Raw genomic sequence first — 16,569 nt, 5'->3', positions numbered from 1 at the left:
CACACTTCCGCGGAGAAGTCCAGAAGGAAAGCGCCGAAAAACCTCAACGAAATTCAAATCGTCAAAACTTTAAACCTCAACGGGACTCAATGTTTGCAGCATCATTCTCACGCTGACGAATCGCTTAACCGGACACTACTGGTCACTCATCACTCGTCACTCATCACTCTTTAGAATCACACCAACGCCTCAATCAGATGCCGTAGTTCGTCATCGACCATCGAATCGTTGGACAATGTCTGGGCAATCTTGGATCGAACCGCTTCCCGAAAGCGCTTACGCAGCCGATGGATCACGACTTTCACAGCACCCTCACTCATCCCTAACCGCTGGCCCGTCTCCGCTTGCGACAGCGATGGGATCTCCCCCATCAGCCAAGGTTTGAGCAGCTCGAACTGGTCGGCTTTGCCTTGGGTCGCATAATCCCTCTGCAGCTCGCTGAGGCCCTGCGCCATCACAGCCATGGCCCATTGCCGATCGAAGATCACCTCGGGATGCGCCACCGAAGGGTCCTCGATCTGAAGCGGGAGCCCCTCCCCCTCCACCGGATCTGCGTCCAGTGATTCAGGGAGTGCGCCTCCCCCCCGTTTCAGCCGGCGCTCGCGTTTGCGCTGATCCGACAGAAAGTGTTTCAGGGTGCCGATCAGGTAGGAGCGAAACCGGCCCCGCTCGGGATCCGCCGCCCCAAAGCCATCCTTCCCTAGAATACTAGCGAAGAACTCCTGACTGAGTTCGCGGGCCGCATCGGCCTCGCGTCCCTCACTCAACAGAAATCGATAGACCGGCTGATAGTAGGCTTCGCAAAGCTCCGCCAATGCGACCTTCGCCTCAGGGGTTTCCCCTTGCGCCCGGAGGACAAGAGTCCACCGCGTAGGCGCGAAAGGCGAGTTTCCCTGGGGGGCTGGAGTAGAGTTCAGGGACATGGAGATTTAGGGCTGCTCCATTCTCAACTCGGCGTCCTCAACTGCCGTTTGCAACTCTTCGGCCTTCAGCACGGCTAGGGCTTGTTTTTGAATCGAGATCGCCTGCTCCTTGCGCCCGGCTCCCACCAGAATATCGATCAGCCTACGGGTGGTCGTCAGGAAGTCGGCCCGCAGCCGGCTCGCCAGCGGAGAACGATTCTCCTCAGGAGTGCGATCCATCATCCCCATTCCGCGTTGCCAGACTCCACGCGCATGGTCAAAGCGTTGCTGCGCGTCGCCCAGGTATTTGACGCTGAGGGCATACTCTCCCAACTCGACCAACAACTCCTCGACCACCCGATAGCATTGCTGAGCGAGCTTCGGGTCCTGAGCGTCCAATTCCTGGAAAAGCAGGCCGGTGGCTTTTCGATCATTCAGAACCTCGTTCAGCGCGGCCACCTCCTGGAAGAGACTGAAGTGCCCGCCGCCGTTCCGGAACGCCGCCACGCCGCGGTCACGAGTTGCGATGAGAGCCGCCTTGGCCTCGGGATGGAAGCGAGCCAATTGCTCCCACTGCGACAGAGCAAAGGATAAGCGCACACCGACCTGAGCCGGCTCGATACTCAGCGCGTTGGTGTGATACCAGAGCACCCGCTCCAATGCCTGGGCATACTCACCGCTGCCGGTGAGGTTGGCCGCCTGCTGGCGAACGGCATCCAGGTCGGGCGAAGTCAACCGATCCTTTATGGGTAGCCAGGGCGGCGGCACCGATACCGGTGACCGCGCAACTCCCCCAGATGCGGGGACCTCCGATGGGGGCGAAGCGGGATCGATCGTCGAGAGGAAAGCCAGCAGAACCAAAACGGCGCCGACGACGGTTAGTCCAATGACCCGATGAAACTTCGCAGCATGGCCGGTTTGAACCCAACGGGTGAGGCGGCGTACGAGCCAGAGGAACAGCGCCACCGTGCCCACGGGCAACAGAAGCACCAGCAAACGCTCCATCCACAGAAGCACCGCGGTCGTTTCGGGTTGAACGAGTCGGAGGGGCAGGCCGATGCTCAACGCCAAGCCAATCAGAAATGGCCACGTGAGTGCGGCATACAGCGCCAAACCCAAACTTCGCTCGGGGCCACGTTCCTCTCGAATCCGATCAAGCCCCAACCAGCCCATGATGGTTCCACCCAGCGCCGGGAATCCGATGGAGCTTAAGGCCGTCCAAAATCCCGACGGCCCCAGATCGCTCTGACCCGTCAGCAGGGAAACAACCATGGTGAGCGGCCCCAACAAACTGAGGGTCACTCCAGCGGCACCAGCCAACACCCACCAGGAATGCCCGCGCAGTGACTCGATAAAGCTGGCCCCCGCGCCTCCAAACTCTGTTGCCCTGCCCCGCCTCTCGGAATCCGTGACGGCGCCCGTACCCAATCCCTCCACCCCCGCCTTCATCTCGTTCGCGGTCTGGAAGCGGAGTTCGCGATCCTTGGCCAACGTCCGGAAAACAACGTCGTCCACCTTCTCGTGCATCGGGGTCTTGGCCGAGGGAGCGGCAAAGCGGCCAATCGGCAACTCGCCGGTAAGCATCTCGTAAAACACCACCCCCAACGAATAGAGATCGGCCCGATGATCCACCGAGCCGGGTTTCTCCAACTGTTCCGGGGCCATGTAGTGGGGGGTTCCGAGAGCGGCGCCAGTGTTGGTCAAGGTCACCTGGGCGGGATCTGAGTCGACCAGCTTGGCAATGCCGAAATCCGCGATCTTCACCTGGCCATTCGCATCGAGCAGGATGTTTTCCGGTTTGATGTCGCGATGCAAAATTCCCTGCTCGTGCGCATACTGCAGCGCAGCGCAAACCTTTGGCACGAGGGCCAGCGCCTCCGCCGGAGAAAAGCGTCCAGCCTGCATGGCCTGACGTAAGTTGGCCCCGTCAACATACTCCATCAGCAGGTAGTAGAATCCGCCACTCTGACCAAAATCGTAAACCGCCACGATATTGGGGTGGTGGAGTCGCGCCAGCACGCGCCCTTCGCGATGGAAGCGCTCGGTGAACTGCGGGTTGCGAGCCAGCTGGTCAGGCAGCAGTTTCAAGGCGACCAGGCGATCCAGGTGCGCTTGACGGGCCTTAAAGACAAATCCCATTCCGCCGCGACCGATGAGTTCCAGAATCTCCAGGTGAGGAAACGCCGCCGCCAGGCGTTCGAACGATGGGATTTCCGCAGTGCCGGTCGCGGACGAGTGGGAATCGACGGCCTCTGCTGCCCCGCGCAGAACACACTTAGGACAGAGACCTTGAGGCGCTTCCGCCGGGATTGCCCCGGCGCATTTCGGACATTGAGTTGATGTGACGGTTTTGCTCATAGCACCGTCTTCCTGAGACAAGCGCGCCCCGAGGTTACAAAGAAAGTGATGCCCGGGGTTTTACCAGCCCAGCCGCCAGGAGCAAGCCTCCCACCGGCACCGCATCCTCGGCCAGACCGGCCAGGGTCACCCGTGGCCCCGGGTGGAACGCCTCCATCACGAAGCCGGGCAGCGCAGCCGCAACGGCATCACGGAGCGGAGCCCCCAGTAGCGAAAGCCCACCACCGAGCACGATGACTTCCGGATGGAACAAATGCGTCACGTGCGAAAGCGCCAGGGCCAAATCTCCCGCCGTCTCATTCAAAATGCCCACCGCCGCCGCGTCCTGCTGCGACAGCGCTTCACCCAGAAATCGCGCTTCTCCGCGGGAATGACCCGCCGCCAACCGCGCTAATAGACCGGTTGGATCCTGGGTAATCGCGGCCCTCACTTTTCGATCCGTCGCCCACCCCGAACAGCGCTGCTCCACGATGGTTCCCGTCCGATCCAGACGCAGGTGCCCAATCTCGGACTCCCCCGGCTTCTGTCCGTGGTAAATGGCTCCATTCACGACCAATCCACCGCCCACTCCACTGCCGAGCGTGACATAAAACACCGGATTGGCTCCACGCCCAGCTCCCATGATCGCTTCTCCCAGCGTCGCGACGTTGGCATCGTTGTCGACGGCTACCGGCAGTCCACTCAGCCCCTTCAGCCAGTCGGCCATGGCAAACCCCGACCAGCCTTTGACCTGATGCGAGCAGGCGATGCTTCCGGTTTGAAAGTCCACCGGTCCGCCGAAGCCTACCCCGATCGCCGCCACCTCTCCCGCACCGAGCAATTCCGGAACCGCCGTCGCAATGTGTCGGCGAATTCCCTCGGCCCCCGCCTCGGGATCCACGCTGAAGCGGCGGCGATCCAGGATCACTCCGTTCGGAGTGCCTCTCACGACCTGCAGTTTCGTTCCGCCAATTTCGATGGCAATGACTGAAGTCCCCATTCTCCCTCGTAGGTTAGTTAAAGTAGTCCGGTGCCTGTCCCGATTTCCACTTGATGTTGCATCCCATGCTGGGCTTTTGAGTGTTCGAAACCGGCCGGCCTGCTAGGACGGCATCGATCGCCGCGCGCAGGTCCACGCCGGTCACGGGCAACCCATTCCCCGGACGACTGGCATCCAACTGACCGCGATACACCAGACAACGCTGCCGGTCGAAAACAAAAAAATCGGGGGTGCACGCCGCACGGAAGGCTTTGGCAGTCGCTTGAGTTTCATCGAAGAGATACGGGAACGTGTACCCCGCAGCCAACGCCTCCGATTTCATGCGCTCCGGACTGTCGGCCGGATATTTTTGTACATCGTTGCTGTTGATCCCCACGAACGCTACGGCTTGGGTTTGGTAGTGGCGGGCCAGGTCGGCGAGAGCCGAACGCACGTGAACCACGTAGGGGCAATGATTGCAGAGAAACATCACCACCAGCACTGGCGCTGATTCGAAATCAGAGGTCGAAACGATCTGGCCCGAAACGACATCGGGAAGCCGGAAAGCGGGAACTGCAGTTCCCAGCGGGAGCATGGTTGAGGGAGTCAAAGCCATCGCGGTGATTCTAGGGTAAAAAAGAACCCCCTGTCACCTGGAAGGTGAAGGGGGTTCGCGAGAGAGAGGAATTGATATTAGAGGCTGCTGATCAGCAACGCGCCACCCTTGGAAGTGAACTGGGTGGAACGCTTGGCAGCGGCAGTCTTGGAAGCGCTGCAGGCGGTCTTGCCGCTGCAATCGCTCTTGGCGGCGGTCTGAGCAGAGCAGTCGCTCTTAGCAGCAGTCTTCGCCTTGTCACAGCAAGCTGCCTTGGCGGCAGTCTTAGCTTTGTCGCAGCAGGCAGCCTTGGCAGCCGTCTGGGCCTTATCGCAGGTAGACGCCTTGGCAGCGGTCTGAGCCTTGTCACAGGTGGAGGCCTTGCCTGCCGTCTGAGCCTTGTCACAGGTCGACGCTTTGGCAGCGGTCTTCGCCTTGTCGCAGCAAGCCGTCTTGCCGGCCGTCTTGGCCTTGTCGCAGTCTCCGGCCGTAGCAGTGAGAGTCACGGCCATCACGATCGCAGACACAGAAACAAACAGTTTTTTCATAGATTCTTCGTTGCTCGGCACAGGGTTGTTTGACGAATGGCCTGCGCTCTAGCGGATTAGACGCAAAAATTGCTCATCCGTTCAAAGAAAAAATCTAATGAATTACCATCTCGGTAAACGGAGCTACCCGGGCCTGGAGGAAGACAAAAACTCCCAGGAGACATGCGAGTATCACGCTGTGCCAGAACACGTAACGCAGAATTTCCCCCTCCTTCCCAAAGTAGCGGGTCGCGGTGCTGGCCACTACAATGCTCTGGGCATCGATCATTTTTCCCATCACACCGCCCGAACTATTCGCCGCTCCCATGAGGTAGGGGCTGATGCCGGTCTGCTGGGCGGTGATCTGCTGAAGGCTCCCAAACAGGACATTGGAAGCGGTGTCGGAACCGGTCAGCGCCACCCCCAACCATCCCAGCAGAGTTCCAAAAAAGGGATACCAGTATCCGGTCTTCGCCAACACCAATCCCAGGGTGGCATCGGCCCCGGAATACTTGGTTACATTCCCCAGGGCCAACATGCACGCAATGGTAATCAGAGAGTAGCGAACCTTCCATACGGTCTGGATCCAGGTTCGCCCGAGCTGGGATACCGAGCAGCCCATCGCCAACCCCGCCACGATGGCCGAGAGCAGGATCGCGGTGCCGGTAGCGGAGAGCAGGTTCAACTTAAACTCCGCGGCCTCGGGCTTGGCGGAATCGGGAGCGACCGGTGGAACGCGTTGGATCTGGCCATGCAGACCCGGAACCTGAACCTTCAGCGGAAACCACGTATCCAAGCGCTGCTTCACGGCCGGCGTGCCCCACACCAAGATGAATGCCGTCAGAACCATCCAGGGCATCCAAGCCATGGTCACCGAAGGCGCCTTGGATTTCTCCACCACGGCCCCTTGCCCCTCCTCGGTGGCGAGTGCCGCCTCGGTCCCCGGTTCCAACCGATAAAGCTGTCGGGGCTGCCAAAATCGGAGCAGCAAGGCGGTGGCTCCAATGGAGCAGGCTCCCGAGATGATATCGACCAGATACGGACCGTGATAGTTGGACACCAGGAATTGGGGGACGGCAAAGGCCAGCCCGGCCACCGCGGCAGCCGGCCACACCTCCCAGGCGCGACGCCAGCCCACAAAGGCCATGACGACCCAGAAAGGAACGATGAAGGAGAAGAAGGGCAACTGCCGGCCGACCATTGCGGACAGCTTGTAAACATCCATTCCCGTCACCTGGCTCAAGGTCGTGAGGGGGATGCCGAGCGATCCGAAGGCGACGGGCGCGGTGTTGGCAATCAGGGCCAGACCGGAGGCGTGCAGGGGCTTAAACCCGAGCTGGATCAAGATGGCCCCGGTGATCGCCACCGGCGCGCCGAACCCTGCCACGCCTTCAATGAAAGCACCGAAGGCGAACGCGATGAGGATCAGCTGAACGCGAGCGTCGGGCGCGATCTTAGCCAAGCTATTGCGGAGCACTGCGAACAAGCCTCGGTCAACCGTCAACTGATGCAGGAAGATGACGTTAAGAATGATCCATCCGATTGGAAACAGCCCGTAAGCACCGCCATAGAGAGCGGTGAGCCCAGCCATAGGAGCCGGCATGCCATACGCGAGGAGTGCAACCCCCATCGCGGCGACCAGGCCGATCACGGCAGCCCAGTGAATACGAACATGGAACACCCCGATGCACAGGAGGAGGAGGACAACGGGGATGGCTGCAACGAGGGTGGATAACCAGGCGGCACCGAGCGGGTCATAATTTTGCAGCCAGAGCTCTGGATTCATGGGGTGCCCGAGACTGCCTACTTCCCCTGCCCCAGATCAAGCCCCCTCTAGCGTTGCCCGGCAGCTGGGGGGTAAACAAGTTGTCGGAGACCCTCATTTCTCCGAATGAGCTCCTCTATCCACGGCGGAGAACCCGCAGGGTTCAAAGAGATTAGCCGGGGCGTGGAGCGCAGCGACACCCCCGGTCTGTCGCCCCCCAATCAAACAGCACCCTGAAAGGCGTGCCACCCGTCGGCCAATGGACCTACGAACTGATAAGGTTTCTTGAGTCGTATGACGCAAGCCTCACAGGCAGGTGGCATCGCTGGGTAGGGTGTACCCCAGTCTCGCTGACCTTGGACCAAGGAACGTCCCCCGATGCGCCCCACTCCGGGTCATCCAGGCGGTAAGACGCCGAGCTGAACCATCAAGCCCATCGTATCCATGATGATTCGGGTGTCCTTGATTTTACCTGCCTCCAGGCGATCGATGACCACGCCCCACACCCTGACCGGCCTTCCTGTGGCGCCAACGCCCAGGAACTCACCGCGATGAGTGCCCGTCCATTCGAACCGCGTCACCACCTTGTCCCCCTCCGCGATCTGTTCCTCGACGCTCCAATGCATGTCCGGAAACGCGGCTCGGAGTCCACGCAGGACATCCTTCAAGCCGGCGAGGCCCGGTCCCTGCCCCGGGAGAGGTACTTGTTCTACCATATCATCCCAAAAGAACTCGCCCGCGGCGTCGACCTTACCCTCGTTCAAGACGTCTTGGATGAACCGACGGACAATCGTGCTGTTGTTGTGCATAAATTCAGGAAGCGCTGGTGGACTGATGGCCCTAGGAGTAGTGAGCTACCGAATGAGGAATGAGCCCTGGAAGGTAATGCGGATGGCGTTACCTCCGGAGGGTTAAGATCGGGTGCGTCGAGTGGGCTTCCTCGCCGGAGCGTTCTCATAATCAAGTGAAAAGCCAGCGAATTGAATCTGCAGCTCAGTACCAGAAGAGAAAAGCATACGATGCTCGAAGAGATCAGGCGAGATAAGCTCAATCTCGTCATAGCCTAGATCGCCGTAACCATCGAGGAGGCGATCGTTGAAAGCCGTTCACTCAATCGCTTGGCTGTTGGGCGTCACCTCAGTGCCAACTTTCGTCAGCGGCTCGGTGCTAACCTCAGACCCGGGCGCTAGCCGAGTGGTGGTCAGGTAGCGGTCTATGCCATCGCCGACTACTCCCGCCAGCGCGCGCCAGGCATCGTTACGGACACCTTCGTCCGCATCGTTGGTAAAGCGGAGTAACTGGGGTATCGCCGAGTTGGCCCGCGGGCCTAAGCGCTCGAACCCTAGCACCGCCTGCTTTCGGACACTGGCCGAGCGGTCAGCGCCAAAAGCCCGCTGAACGAATAGGACGCGCGGGGCCAACCGGAGCAAACCACTGCGGATGCGTGATTGGCGCTGACCCAAGTGGCCCAACAAGGTTGGAATAGCCTGGGATCCAATCGAGTCAAGAGCCGCCAGAGCAGCTACGCGGTCCTCAGGACGGTCGAGGGCAGCTAACCAAAACGAAACCGTTTGATCCTGGTACAGCGGCTCGGTCGGCCGAATCGAGGAAACAATTGCGGCAAGCAGCAGAGCCACTCCGATCATCAGAAATCGCATGACTCGCTTACGCATAGGGCCACCGAAAGTGAAGCAGCACAACCGTAGCAACATTTTTGGACCATCGTTTACTCAAGTGCTGGAACGCCACCATAGTGCCAGCCCGATGACGAGACCCGACGACACCAATCCAACGATCGACGTAGCCTCGGCAGTCAAGTAGACCTGCTGACCACGCAGGTGGTAAAGACCACCCCATCGTTGCTTGTTCTTCGGCACCTCTCGTGTCATCGGATCGCACTTCCAACGGCCAAGCGACAGGACTGGCACAACCAGACGCCCCACGTAGTACGCTACAACGTGGAACAGCAGCTCAAAGATGGGCTGGAGAATCAATTCTCCAATGAAACTTCCTGGCATCGCGCTGGTGTGTTCGTCTAGGTCAGCGCGGTAAACTCCAACTCGATCTTGGAGCGAACTACCGCTGGATCGTTGGCAATCATTTGGCGGACCGTATCCATATCGCCAGAGGTCGCAGCGTCGTAAAATTCCGGAGGCTGTTTGAGGTTGTCCTCGATCGGGCTGGTTGAGCTCATGCGTCAGGATCAGAGGCCGGGAGGCGATCCTAGTGACTCCAGTAAGCGCTCGTGCTCTGCTACAACCGTCCTCCAATTCGGTCTCTGGTTTGTTTTCAGAAAGTCCAAAGTCTTTCGTAAGCGCTGTGCGAACTCTTGGACAGGCACGCGCTCGCTCAACTCGCCGGGCGGTAACCTCCTCGGATCACGATGCTCCAACAACTTGAAGTCTACCGGCACAATGATCCATCCCTTCTCCTGAAACCTTGTTGGAGGACGTTGCCCATGCCAAGTCCATCGGGTGGCTGCACTCACATAGAGCAGGACCAGATCGCCAGGATCATCCGATGTGAGGCCAGCCACATATCTATAGTCATCGACCCATCGGATGTAACCGCCTAACTCATTACTAATCGCCAGCATCGACTCGCGGCTCCGTCCCCCGAGATTAGGGAAGGCATTGGTCTGTCGGTCATGCATCCAAATCGCAAAACCACTCTGAATCTGTTTGTGACAAAAAGGGCGCGCCTTCCGATCAAATAGCCAGAAGTAGCACGCTATCAAGATACAAGAGCTGAGTGCAAGAAAGTAACCTAATCGTGCAATGGTGCGCGTGTGTGGCATGGACTAGATAGAAGCCGAACGCCGTTGCTCAAGGACCGAGGACAAGGACACCGCCAGCGCTGCCCAATGTCAATCCATGTGACAATGCGAGTGGCCGCTATCGAGAACGAACCCGAAGGGACGACGAAGCCACCTGTTCCGATGTTCGTTTCTTGGGTCCACCGTATCGTTCGAAAAGTTCCTGGTGTGAGGCGAAGGACATCAGGCCGTCCCGAGTATAATAGTCTGCGACCCATTTGAGCAGGAACTGCAGTTTCTCATCCTGATCTTGCTTGGTTCGATACTTGTGCGGTTCCAATGGGCGGCGCTGGCAGTTGGTGATGCACACCTCTCGTCCCGGATCTAGGAATATCAACTCTGGATTCCATGGGAATGAGGCTTCGATGAGGTCGGCGTAACAACCTTCGATGATCCACGCGTCGTGCTGGCAACAGAAGCGCTGCACATCAGCAAGCCTCTCCGCACTCGAACGTTCGACCGGGGCCCCGGGCTGCCAGAACACCAGATCAAGGTCCAGGATCGGGACTGAAAAACGCGCAGCAAGTTGACGCGCGAGCGTCGTCTTCCCAGACCCTGAGTTCCCGATGATCGCGATTTTCACGGAAGAGCCCATAACCTTAAGTCCGAGCGAGAGAACCGCTAAGGACCATATTCCGGCGAACGACCTCCCGATGCAGCACCCCGACCTGTAAGGTCACGATGGCAAGTCTGACTGCGGTTAAAATGGTCATGACGATCTGGGTAAATCCAACGGCTGTCGGGGTTATCTTCGATCGGGTTTGGTTGTTAGGACGGGCGCTTGCGGACGTGCCTGAGCTGTGCGGAGAGATGAAAAGACCTATCACCCAGCTTGAAGGAGCCTCGCACATGGAGATCCTCCTTGTTCCAGTAATCCCCTTGTCCGAACCCATGCAAGGTGACCACCTGAGAGCATCGCAGCGGATCGAAAGCAAGTTGCCACTTACCTCGATGGATTGGAATGAAAGTGCTGCCAATCGCAAAGACGACCTGCTGGTCGGGGCTGAACGTAACACTGAGTGATGGCCGGTCCGTCCAGGGGGAATCCGCTGAGGTAGATACATGCGCCTCTCCCACCCATGATCCGGTGTAGAGGTTATCTCGAGCTGTCCCGTTGAAGGTGATGAGGTCTACGCCGGTGATGAGAAGCAAACTGGCACCAAATACTAAGAGCTGATTCGCTAACCGAGTACCATGGCGCCGAGAAATGTAGATCGCAGCCAACAAACTCGCAAGGGCCCAGAACGGCGCTTGGTCAAGCAGCGTACGAGGAGCGCTCACGAAGGGGCCGACATCGTACTCCCAAAAGCAAATCGCAATGCGCCAGAGCGAAAGCACGAATAAAGCGACAACTTGAGCGCGGAAACCGCGAGACATTGTGTTGGGTGTTGGATGCATAGCGATGAGAATGTCGGGGTCTTGGCCGAACGACCAATCGGGAGCGAGCACCGCCGAAAGAAAACGGTCAATGCGAAAGCTATGGGGTCTTGGGTCATGTGAGAAAACCCGATGCTGCGGTTGTTCGGTCAACGATCTGGCTCGGCCCTCGCTCACCCCCGATGGAGTGGGAAGCGGCGTGAAACCTGCAGCAATGTCAAGGAGCTGCACATAAATCCTACAGAAGCCATTCCCAGCAGAGGTGCAGCCTCAGTAAGCGAAAGTCCTGCCGTCATACACATAAAGACAAGAACTGAATAGATTCCAATCCATGTCCACGCTAAATCTCCCGGCCCATCGGCGTTGATCGCGCACCGGCCCACAAAGGCGCCGGAGAGAAATGTAGCCATCGCTAATGCCACCAGTGCCTCCCTCGTATGATCATGAGGCGTGAAGGGGGGCGGAAGCGGGATGAAGGTCAGAAAGGTAGCAGCTGAAGCGCCGGCCGAGATGATACCACCTAAGAAGCCACCTACTACGTCGCGCCATGCTTCTGATGATTGGATATTCACAGACGTGTCTGAAAAGGATGCAAGGCAAGACTGACCGAAGGAGAGGGGCACGCCTCACAAACGTGTGGGTGTGGACGCTCGAGATCGGCAATTCTGACTGGGGGTGAGATGATCATGACGGTCTGGGCAAATCCAAGAGCGGGTCGGGACTGTCCTCGATGGGGCTGGTTGGGCTGTGTTCTCATCTTATCCCTAACTGAATTTGGATGAAACGACTCCAGATAGCATCCGGTTTCCATATCGCGTGCAAATCATGCTCAGCCTCCGCTACGGCGACATGCTGAACGAGAACTCTGTAGAGAAACACGAACGCCGAGACTCGCATATTGGCGGCGCAGTGGACAAACACTGGCCGGTCACCGAAAGCCTCCATCACACGACAGAACGTCCGGAAGTCTTGTACCTCGGGAGCTTTGAAATCTACTGGAATATGAACATACACCATGCCGTAGCTGGCAACGACGCTCCCTTCATCTGGGATAGCGTTGTCTGACGTCGGGAGTGCAAGATTGATAACTGCCGCGAACCCGCTCTCTCGAACCACCTGAAGTTGCGACAACGTGGGCTGGCCGGCGGTGCCCATCTTGTCACCGATAGCCCGAAAGTTGTAGATCTCGGATAACTTGGTCTGCGGATCGCTCATAGGTGGTGCGTCGTCCAACGTTTAAACGTCAGGCGCGCCGCCCCGCGGCGTTGCCTGCACTGCCCTGTTGGGCACGGTTTGACTTGCTTTCATCATAACCCCAGGCTGACCGCCGCCTCAGGGGCAAGCTTCTTAAGCGCACGACCGCTCATGCGGCGTGAAACGACACCATTGGTATTCTGATAGGCGTGCAAAAGGACTGGGACGATCTTCTCCGCCTGATCCGGAAAGCTGCCGAGGGCACTCGCCGCCGCTGATGCGACCAGCCTGTTCGTGCCCTGAACACTCTCGATCAGCGCAGGGACCGTGAGGGCCGAAGCCTTGCCGATCTTTCCCAATAATTCAGCCGCCCGATGAGCAATCTGATCATCTGAATTTCTCAAAATGCCAATGACAACCGAAACGACTCTGTCCGCGGCTGCGGCGTCGGGAGCGACGCGGTGTAGTGATCCTGCTGCCACAATTCGAACCTGCGGCATCGGATCGTTCAGAGCATTCGTCAGAGCAGAAAGCACCACTTCCGGCTCGTCGGGAAAGTATTTTAATGCGAGAGCAGCATTGTTCCGCAGGCCCCAATGACTGACGGACCCAAGCGCTCGAATGAACTCAGGTAGTAACTTGCGTTTTTGCAGGGCCGGAAGTTGGTTTAAAAGTGCGTCTTCATCCTCGGTGCTCGTGAAGAACGTGATGGCGAGCGCCTGAACCGAGTCGTCTTCATCCTTCAGCGCTTGGGCCATCGCTGGTACTGCTGCATGGACGTCCTTCCGCAAACTGGAAAGGAGATCGACAACTTTCATGCGTGTGATTCGGGTTGCATCCTCTCGCGGCGCGGGCAGAAGCCCCAGCACCCCACCGGGAAGGACTTGTGACATGCGCCGGACAGCGCTTCGGTAAAATCGATCCGCCGGTCGACTCGCTCCCTCCAGGGCGCGCACGAGCACTCCCACACCATCGGGACCAAACTCCCGCCATTGTTTGACTTGTTCCGTGTCGTTGTAGGCGAGCTGTTCAATCCACAGGGTCTCTGGTTTGCCGTGGAAGATTGGATCGCGGGGGCGGACAACTGCCCAGACAACCCCCATCGAGACGATCACCAAGAGCAGCCCAACCAGGAGGAGTCGATTCCGGATTCTCATAGCGACGCGATTAGGCCCAACGTCCCCGCTGAGCCACAGTCCGCCGGTCGAGAACCAGCTCGGACGAAACCAGGGATGCGGGAAAGGTAATCATGTGAAAAACTCGGAGGCTAAGGGCTGGTGGTCTCGAGTGGTTGGGCCCTCAGTCGTCGCAAATCGATGTGAATGCCCTCAAGCTCGGCACAGACTCGAACCCTGAACGCTGTATCACGAAACGTGTGAACGAACTCAATACGTCCAGCTGCACGAAGCTGCCGGATCTGCCGTGAGTCTGCCACACCGCGCAAGAGGGACTCTGCATTCTGGGCCGTAATGACTGGTCCCTCAACGGTGTGCGGCTCGGCGTGGAGAGTAAGGACAGGAGGCTTCCCCGCGTGAAGGCACAAGACTGCTGCGCGCTCCGACAGAGCCAAGCTGAGCAAATCCGTCATCTCGTATTCAAAGGTGGACATCGCGTCGCGGTTTAGCAGCCCAACGCCGCTGCTCAGGGACGCGCCGGTATGGACGCTCACCCTGAAAACTAGACACTGTCGGCGCGTTCATTGGAGTAGCCTCGTTAAGTGCTTTAAGGAGTGATCGCATGTGCGATGTTTGTGCTATTCAACAACCCCAGTGCTTCGCCTTGAATCTGCCTGGCCTGCTTTCGATCACCAGTCTTGTCGAGAACGATGATGATCCGAAGGACCTCATCGGTGAAAATGCTCTCGACAGCGTCGCGTGAGGCTAGGCCCATACTGCTTGTCGCGGCATGTCGCATACCAAGCTGGAAATTCTGCTTCGCTTTCAAAAAACGTGCCTCGGGCTTTCCAAGCAAAGTTCTAGCCACCGGATAATCTGCTTTGGCGATGGCCACATCAATCTCATCTTTATTCACAACCTGTGGCGACGGGCTACAGGAGCAAAGAGCAATCAAAGTAACGAGCAGGAAGCATCGCATGGTAGCACCTAACAATCAAAGGTCCCCGACCCCGACTCCGAGTCGGGGTTCGCGTGGACCGTCTTGTTAGCCGTTTCGGTTGTCTGGAACTCTCTCATTCAGGTCAAATGGGTTGATGGGGAAAAATGGTGGCGCAGTCGTGCGCACCTGCTCGTCAAACCACCGAACGAAAGCCTCTGCAACCTCGCGAAACGAACTCGCTGAACAGGAAGCCGACCCAATCGTGCCATCTCTGAGGTGGTAGAGGATATGGACGCGACCGTCAGGACGGGAGATGATGAACGTCTTGGCGTCGTCAAACTGCTCTCCGGTGTTCGTGAGGAAGTCACACGGCGAATAATCCTCCTCACATGGCTCGCCGGTGTAACGGGTATCAATGAGAGCGAAGGTTTCGGCGTCGGAAAGCCCGACGAAGGACTCGGCCCACAAACTCTCGATACGGGGATACACCTGCCGGAATCGATCCACCGCGTGAAACAACGAACAGTGATTCTCGCGGATGTCACCGAGTCGAACTCCCTGAATGTCGATCGCCATGCGACCGAAGCCCCCCCACTGCGGACCGGACGGCTCGTGACACGCCTCAATCGCGAAGTCTTTAGGGTCTCCGAAAGTCATGGAGGGCGAGAAACGGCTAGCGACCATTCGTGACCGACCGCCGTCGTAAGAGCGAAGTCGACGAAGGGACCGATGGAGTGACTGTGATCATGTCTGAAATCCCGATGCTGGCGGCGGTTCCGTCGACGAACTTGTAGCCCTAAGCGTCATCGCTTCAACTTCTCAATTATCGGCGACATCATCTGAGCGCCCTCTCTGAACATGCTATCAACCGCCTTCCTCTGTGTCTCATCGGCTGGCCAGTAATAACCATCTGGCTGGCGTGCAAATATCTCATAGCAACTGTGCTCCTTGCTCACTATGACCAAGGCAATAACATCAGTCTCAGGAATCCGAACGTCCGTCATAACCATGACGTCATCGAAGCTGAAGAACATCGCGGACTCGTTCGTGCCACCGAGGCGCGTGATGGCGACTACCCGCTGCTTCTCGACAAATGCAGTAAACACAAACTCCTCAAACTTGCCGTCGCCGTTGCGGTCAACTCGGGTAATGGAAGCGACTCGCTTACCATCTCGGCGCACTTCGGAAGAATCTGTCTTCACACTTTTGACCCCCGGTCTCGGTCCAAGGTTGGTGATGGTGAGCGAACTCTTGGGGAGTGGCGGCCAAGCATCGTTAGCGGCGTGAATCCGAAAAGCGACCGTGGTCAGTAGGAATGCGATATACAGAGTGGCGATCTTCATAGGGCTAACGAACCCGCTGATCCACAGACCGCCGACCGAGAGCCAACTCGGACGAAAACTGGAATGCGGGAACCGTGATCATGTGAAAAACTCGGAGGCTAAGGGCTGTTGGAGCGAGTGGCTGGTTCGGCGCAGCGTCATGAAGGTGATGTATTGGGCGGCTCGGATGTCACCGGCGCATCGCGAGTGAGCTTGTGCCAGGAGTGCTTATCGCACTGCGGACATTTCATGAAAGATAAGGTCCGTGGTCGTCCTGCGGCCTTCCAACGAATACCGCCCAGCTCCCAGATCGATCGCGCGAGGCCGCATGAACATCGCATCATACACGAGCGAGAGTCGGCCTCAATGCTCTCAGCCCACCGGCGAGGCAGAATGCGAACCAAGAAAGTTTGGAGAGGTGACATGAACGCGTAGCACCGCCGAACGTTCCCACTGAGCCACAGCCCGCCGATCGAGAGCCGAGTCGGGCGAAACCTGGGATGCAGGAACGATACTCATGTGAAAAACTCGGAGGCTAAGGGCTGTTGGATCGAGTAGTTTCGTTGGACGAAGCCGCTACGCGGAGGCCTTCGGCTGGGAGGGTGTCAGAGGATTGCTTCTGAGTCCTGAGTGTCATCCAGATCATTCGCTTCGCAGTTCAAAAGGTAATCTGTCGTAGCAGAGCCCCCGCAGCGACAGGC

At 58.3% G+C, this 16,569-nt stretch carries 19 protein-coding genes; 1 reads left to right on the top strand and 18 read right to left on the bottom strand.

Going from position 1 to position 16,569, the window contains the following annotated elements; genetic code table 11:
* Window positions 1–176: 176 nt before the first annotated feature.
* From JNN07_27175 to JNN07_27120, 12 genes are all read right to left on the bottom strand, one after another.
* A complete protein-coding gene (locus JNN07_27175; GenBank protein MBL9171445.1) occupies window positions 177–923 on the bottom strand; it encodes a sigma-70 family RNA polymerase sigma factor in 747 nt (248 codons plus the stop codon).
* A 6-nt stretch (window positions 924–929) separates the two neighbouring features.
* The gene (locus tag JNN07_27170) at window positions 930–3,260 is read right to left on the bottom strand and encodes a serine/threonine protein kinase (GenBank protein ID MBL9171444.1); all 2,331 of its coding nucleotides are present in this window, start codon (window positions 3,258–3,260) and stop codon (window positions 930–932) included.
* Between the two features lie 34 nt (window positions 3,261–3,294).
* Window positions 3,295–4,239, bottom strand: coding sequence for an ROK family protein (locus JNN07_27165; GenBank protein MBL9171443.1), 945 nt, complete (start codon window positions 4,237–4,239; stop codon window positions 3,295–3,297).
* A gap of 13 nt (window positions 4,240–4,252) precedes the next feature.
* Window positions 4,253–4,834, bottom strand: coding sequence for a thioredoxin family protein (locus JNN07_27160; protein ID MBL9171442.1), 582 nt, complete (start codon window positions 4,832–4,834; stop codon window positions 4,253–4,255).
* Between the two features lie 77 nt (window positions 4,835–4,911).
* Window positions 4,912–5,361, bottom strand: coding sequence for a hypothetical protein (locus JNN07_27155; protein MBL9171441.1), 450 nt, complete (start codon window positions 5,359–5,361; stop codon window positions 4,912–4,914).
* A gap of 94 nt (window positions 5,362–5,455) precedes the next feature.
* Window positions 5,456–7,126, bottom strand: a complete 1,671-nt coding sequence (locus JNN07_27150) for an L-lactate permease (protein MBL9171440.1) — start codon at window positions 7,124–7,126, stop codon at window positions 5,456–5,458.
* Window positions 7,127–7,500: 374 nt separating this feature from the next.
* Window positions 7,501–7,914 carry an ester cyclase gene (locus JNN07_27145; GenBank protein ID MBL9171439.1) on the bottom strand — a complete coding sequence of 138 codons (414 nt, stop codon included), beginning with the start codon at window positions 7,912–7,914 and terminating at the stop codon, window positions 7,501–7,503.
* Between the two features lie 297 nt (window positions 7,915–8,211).
* A complete protein-coding gene (locus JNN07_27140) occupies window positions 8,212–8,778 on the bottom strand; it encodes a hypothetical protein (protein MBL9171438.1) in 567 nt (188 codons plus the stop codon).
* Between the two features lie 57 nt (window positions 8,779–8,835).
* The gene (locus tag JNN07_27135) at window positions 8,836–9,123 is read right to left on the bottom strand and encodes a hypothetical protein (protein MBL9171437.1); all 288 of its coding nucleotides are present in this window, start codon (window positions 9,121–9,123) and stop codon (window positions 8,836–8,838) included.
* Window positions 9,124–9,140: 17 nt separating this feature from the next.
* Window positions 9,141–9,299, bottom strand: coding sequence for a hypothetical protein (locus JNN07_27130; GenBank protein MBL9171436.1), 159 nt, complete (start codon window positions 9,297–9,299; stop codon window positions 9,141–9,143).
* 9 nt (window positions 9,300–9,308) lie between these two features.
* A complete protein-coding gene (locus tag JNN07_27125; GenBank protein ID MBL9171435.1) occupies window positions 9,309–9,758 on the bottom strand; it encodes a hypothetical protein in 450 nt (149 codons plus the stop codon).
* A 241-nt stretch (window positions 9,759–9,999) separates the two neighbouring features.
* Window positions 10,000–10,503 carry a hypothetical protein gene (locus tag JNN07_27120; GenBank protein MBL9171434.1) on the bottom strand — a complete coding sequence of 168 codons (504 nt, stop codon included), beginning with the start codon at window positions 10,501–10,503 and terminating at the stop codon, window positions 10,000–10,002.
* 98 nt (window positions 10,504–10,601) lie between these two features.
* Between JNN07_27120 and JNN07_27115 the strand changes: the two genes are divergently transcribed.
* Window positions 10,602–10,943, top strand: coding sequence for a hypothetical protein (locus tag JNN07_27115; GenBank protein ID MBL9171433.1), 342 nt, complete (start codon window positions 10,602–10,604; stop codon window positions 10,941–10,943).
* A 1,107-nt stretch (window positions 10,944–12,050) separates the two neighbouring features.
* On the opposite strand, the gene JNN07_27110 is transcribed toward JNN07_27115, so the two are convergent.
* From JNN07_27110 to JNN07_27085, 6 genes are all read right to left on the bottom strand, one after another.
* Window positions 12,051–12,512, bottom strand: coding sequence for a protein tyrosine phosphatase family protein (locus JNN07_27110; protein MBL9171432.1), 462 nt, complete (start codon window positions 12,510–12,512; stop codon window positions 12,051–12,053).
* 92 nt (window positions 12,513–12,604) lie between these two features.
* On the bottom strand, window positions 12,605–13,648 hold the full coding sequence (locus JNN07_27105) for a HEAT repeat domain-containing protein (protein ID MBL9171431.1): 1,044 nt from the start codon (window positions 13,646–13,648) through the stop codon (window positions 12,605–12,607).
* A 110-nt stretch (window positions 13,649–13,758) separates the two neighbouring features.
* Window positions 13,759–14,100 (bottom strand): hypothetical protein, encoded by a 342-nt coding sequence (locus JNN07_27100; protein MBL9171430.1) that lies wholly within the window; start codon window positions 14,098–14,100, stop codon window positions 13,759–13,761.
* 113 nt (window positions 14,101–14,213) lie between these two features.
* Window positions 14,214–14,585 carry a hypothetical protein gene (locus tag JNN07_27095; GenBank protein ID MBL9171429.1) on the bottom strand — a complete coding sequence of 124 codons (372 nt, stop codon included), beginning with the start codon at window positions 14,583–14,585 and terminating at the stop codon, window positions 14,214–14,216.
* A 66-nt stretch (window positions 14,586–14,651) separates the two neighbouring features.
* Window positions 14,652–15,203 (bottom strand): hypothetical protein, encoded by a 552-nt coding sequence (locus JNN07_27090; protein MBL9171428.1) that lies wholly within the window; start codon window positions 15,201–15,203, stop codon window positions 14,652–14,654.
* A gap of 146 nt (window positions 15,204–15,349) precedes the next feature.
* Window positions 15,350–15,889, bottom strand: coding sequence for a hypothetical protein (locus JNN07_27085; protein MBL9171427.1), 540 nt, complete (start codon window positions 15,887–15,889; stop codon window positions 15,350–15,352).
* Between the last annotated feature and the right edge of the window lie 680 nt (window positions 15,890–16,569).

The organism is Verrucomicrobiales bacterium, from assembly GCA_016793885.1.
In the GTDB taxonomy this organism is placed as follows: Bacteria; Verrucomicrobiota; Verrucomicrobiia; order Limisphaerales; family UBA11320; genus UBA11320.
This window is presented reverse-complemented; position numbering and strand designations above follow the sequence as displayed.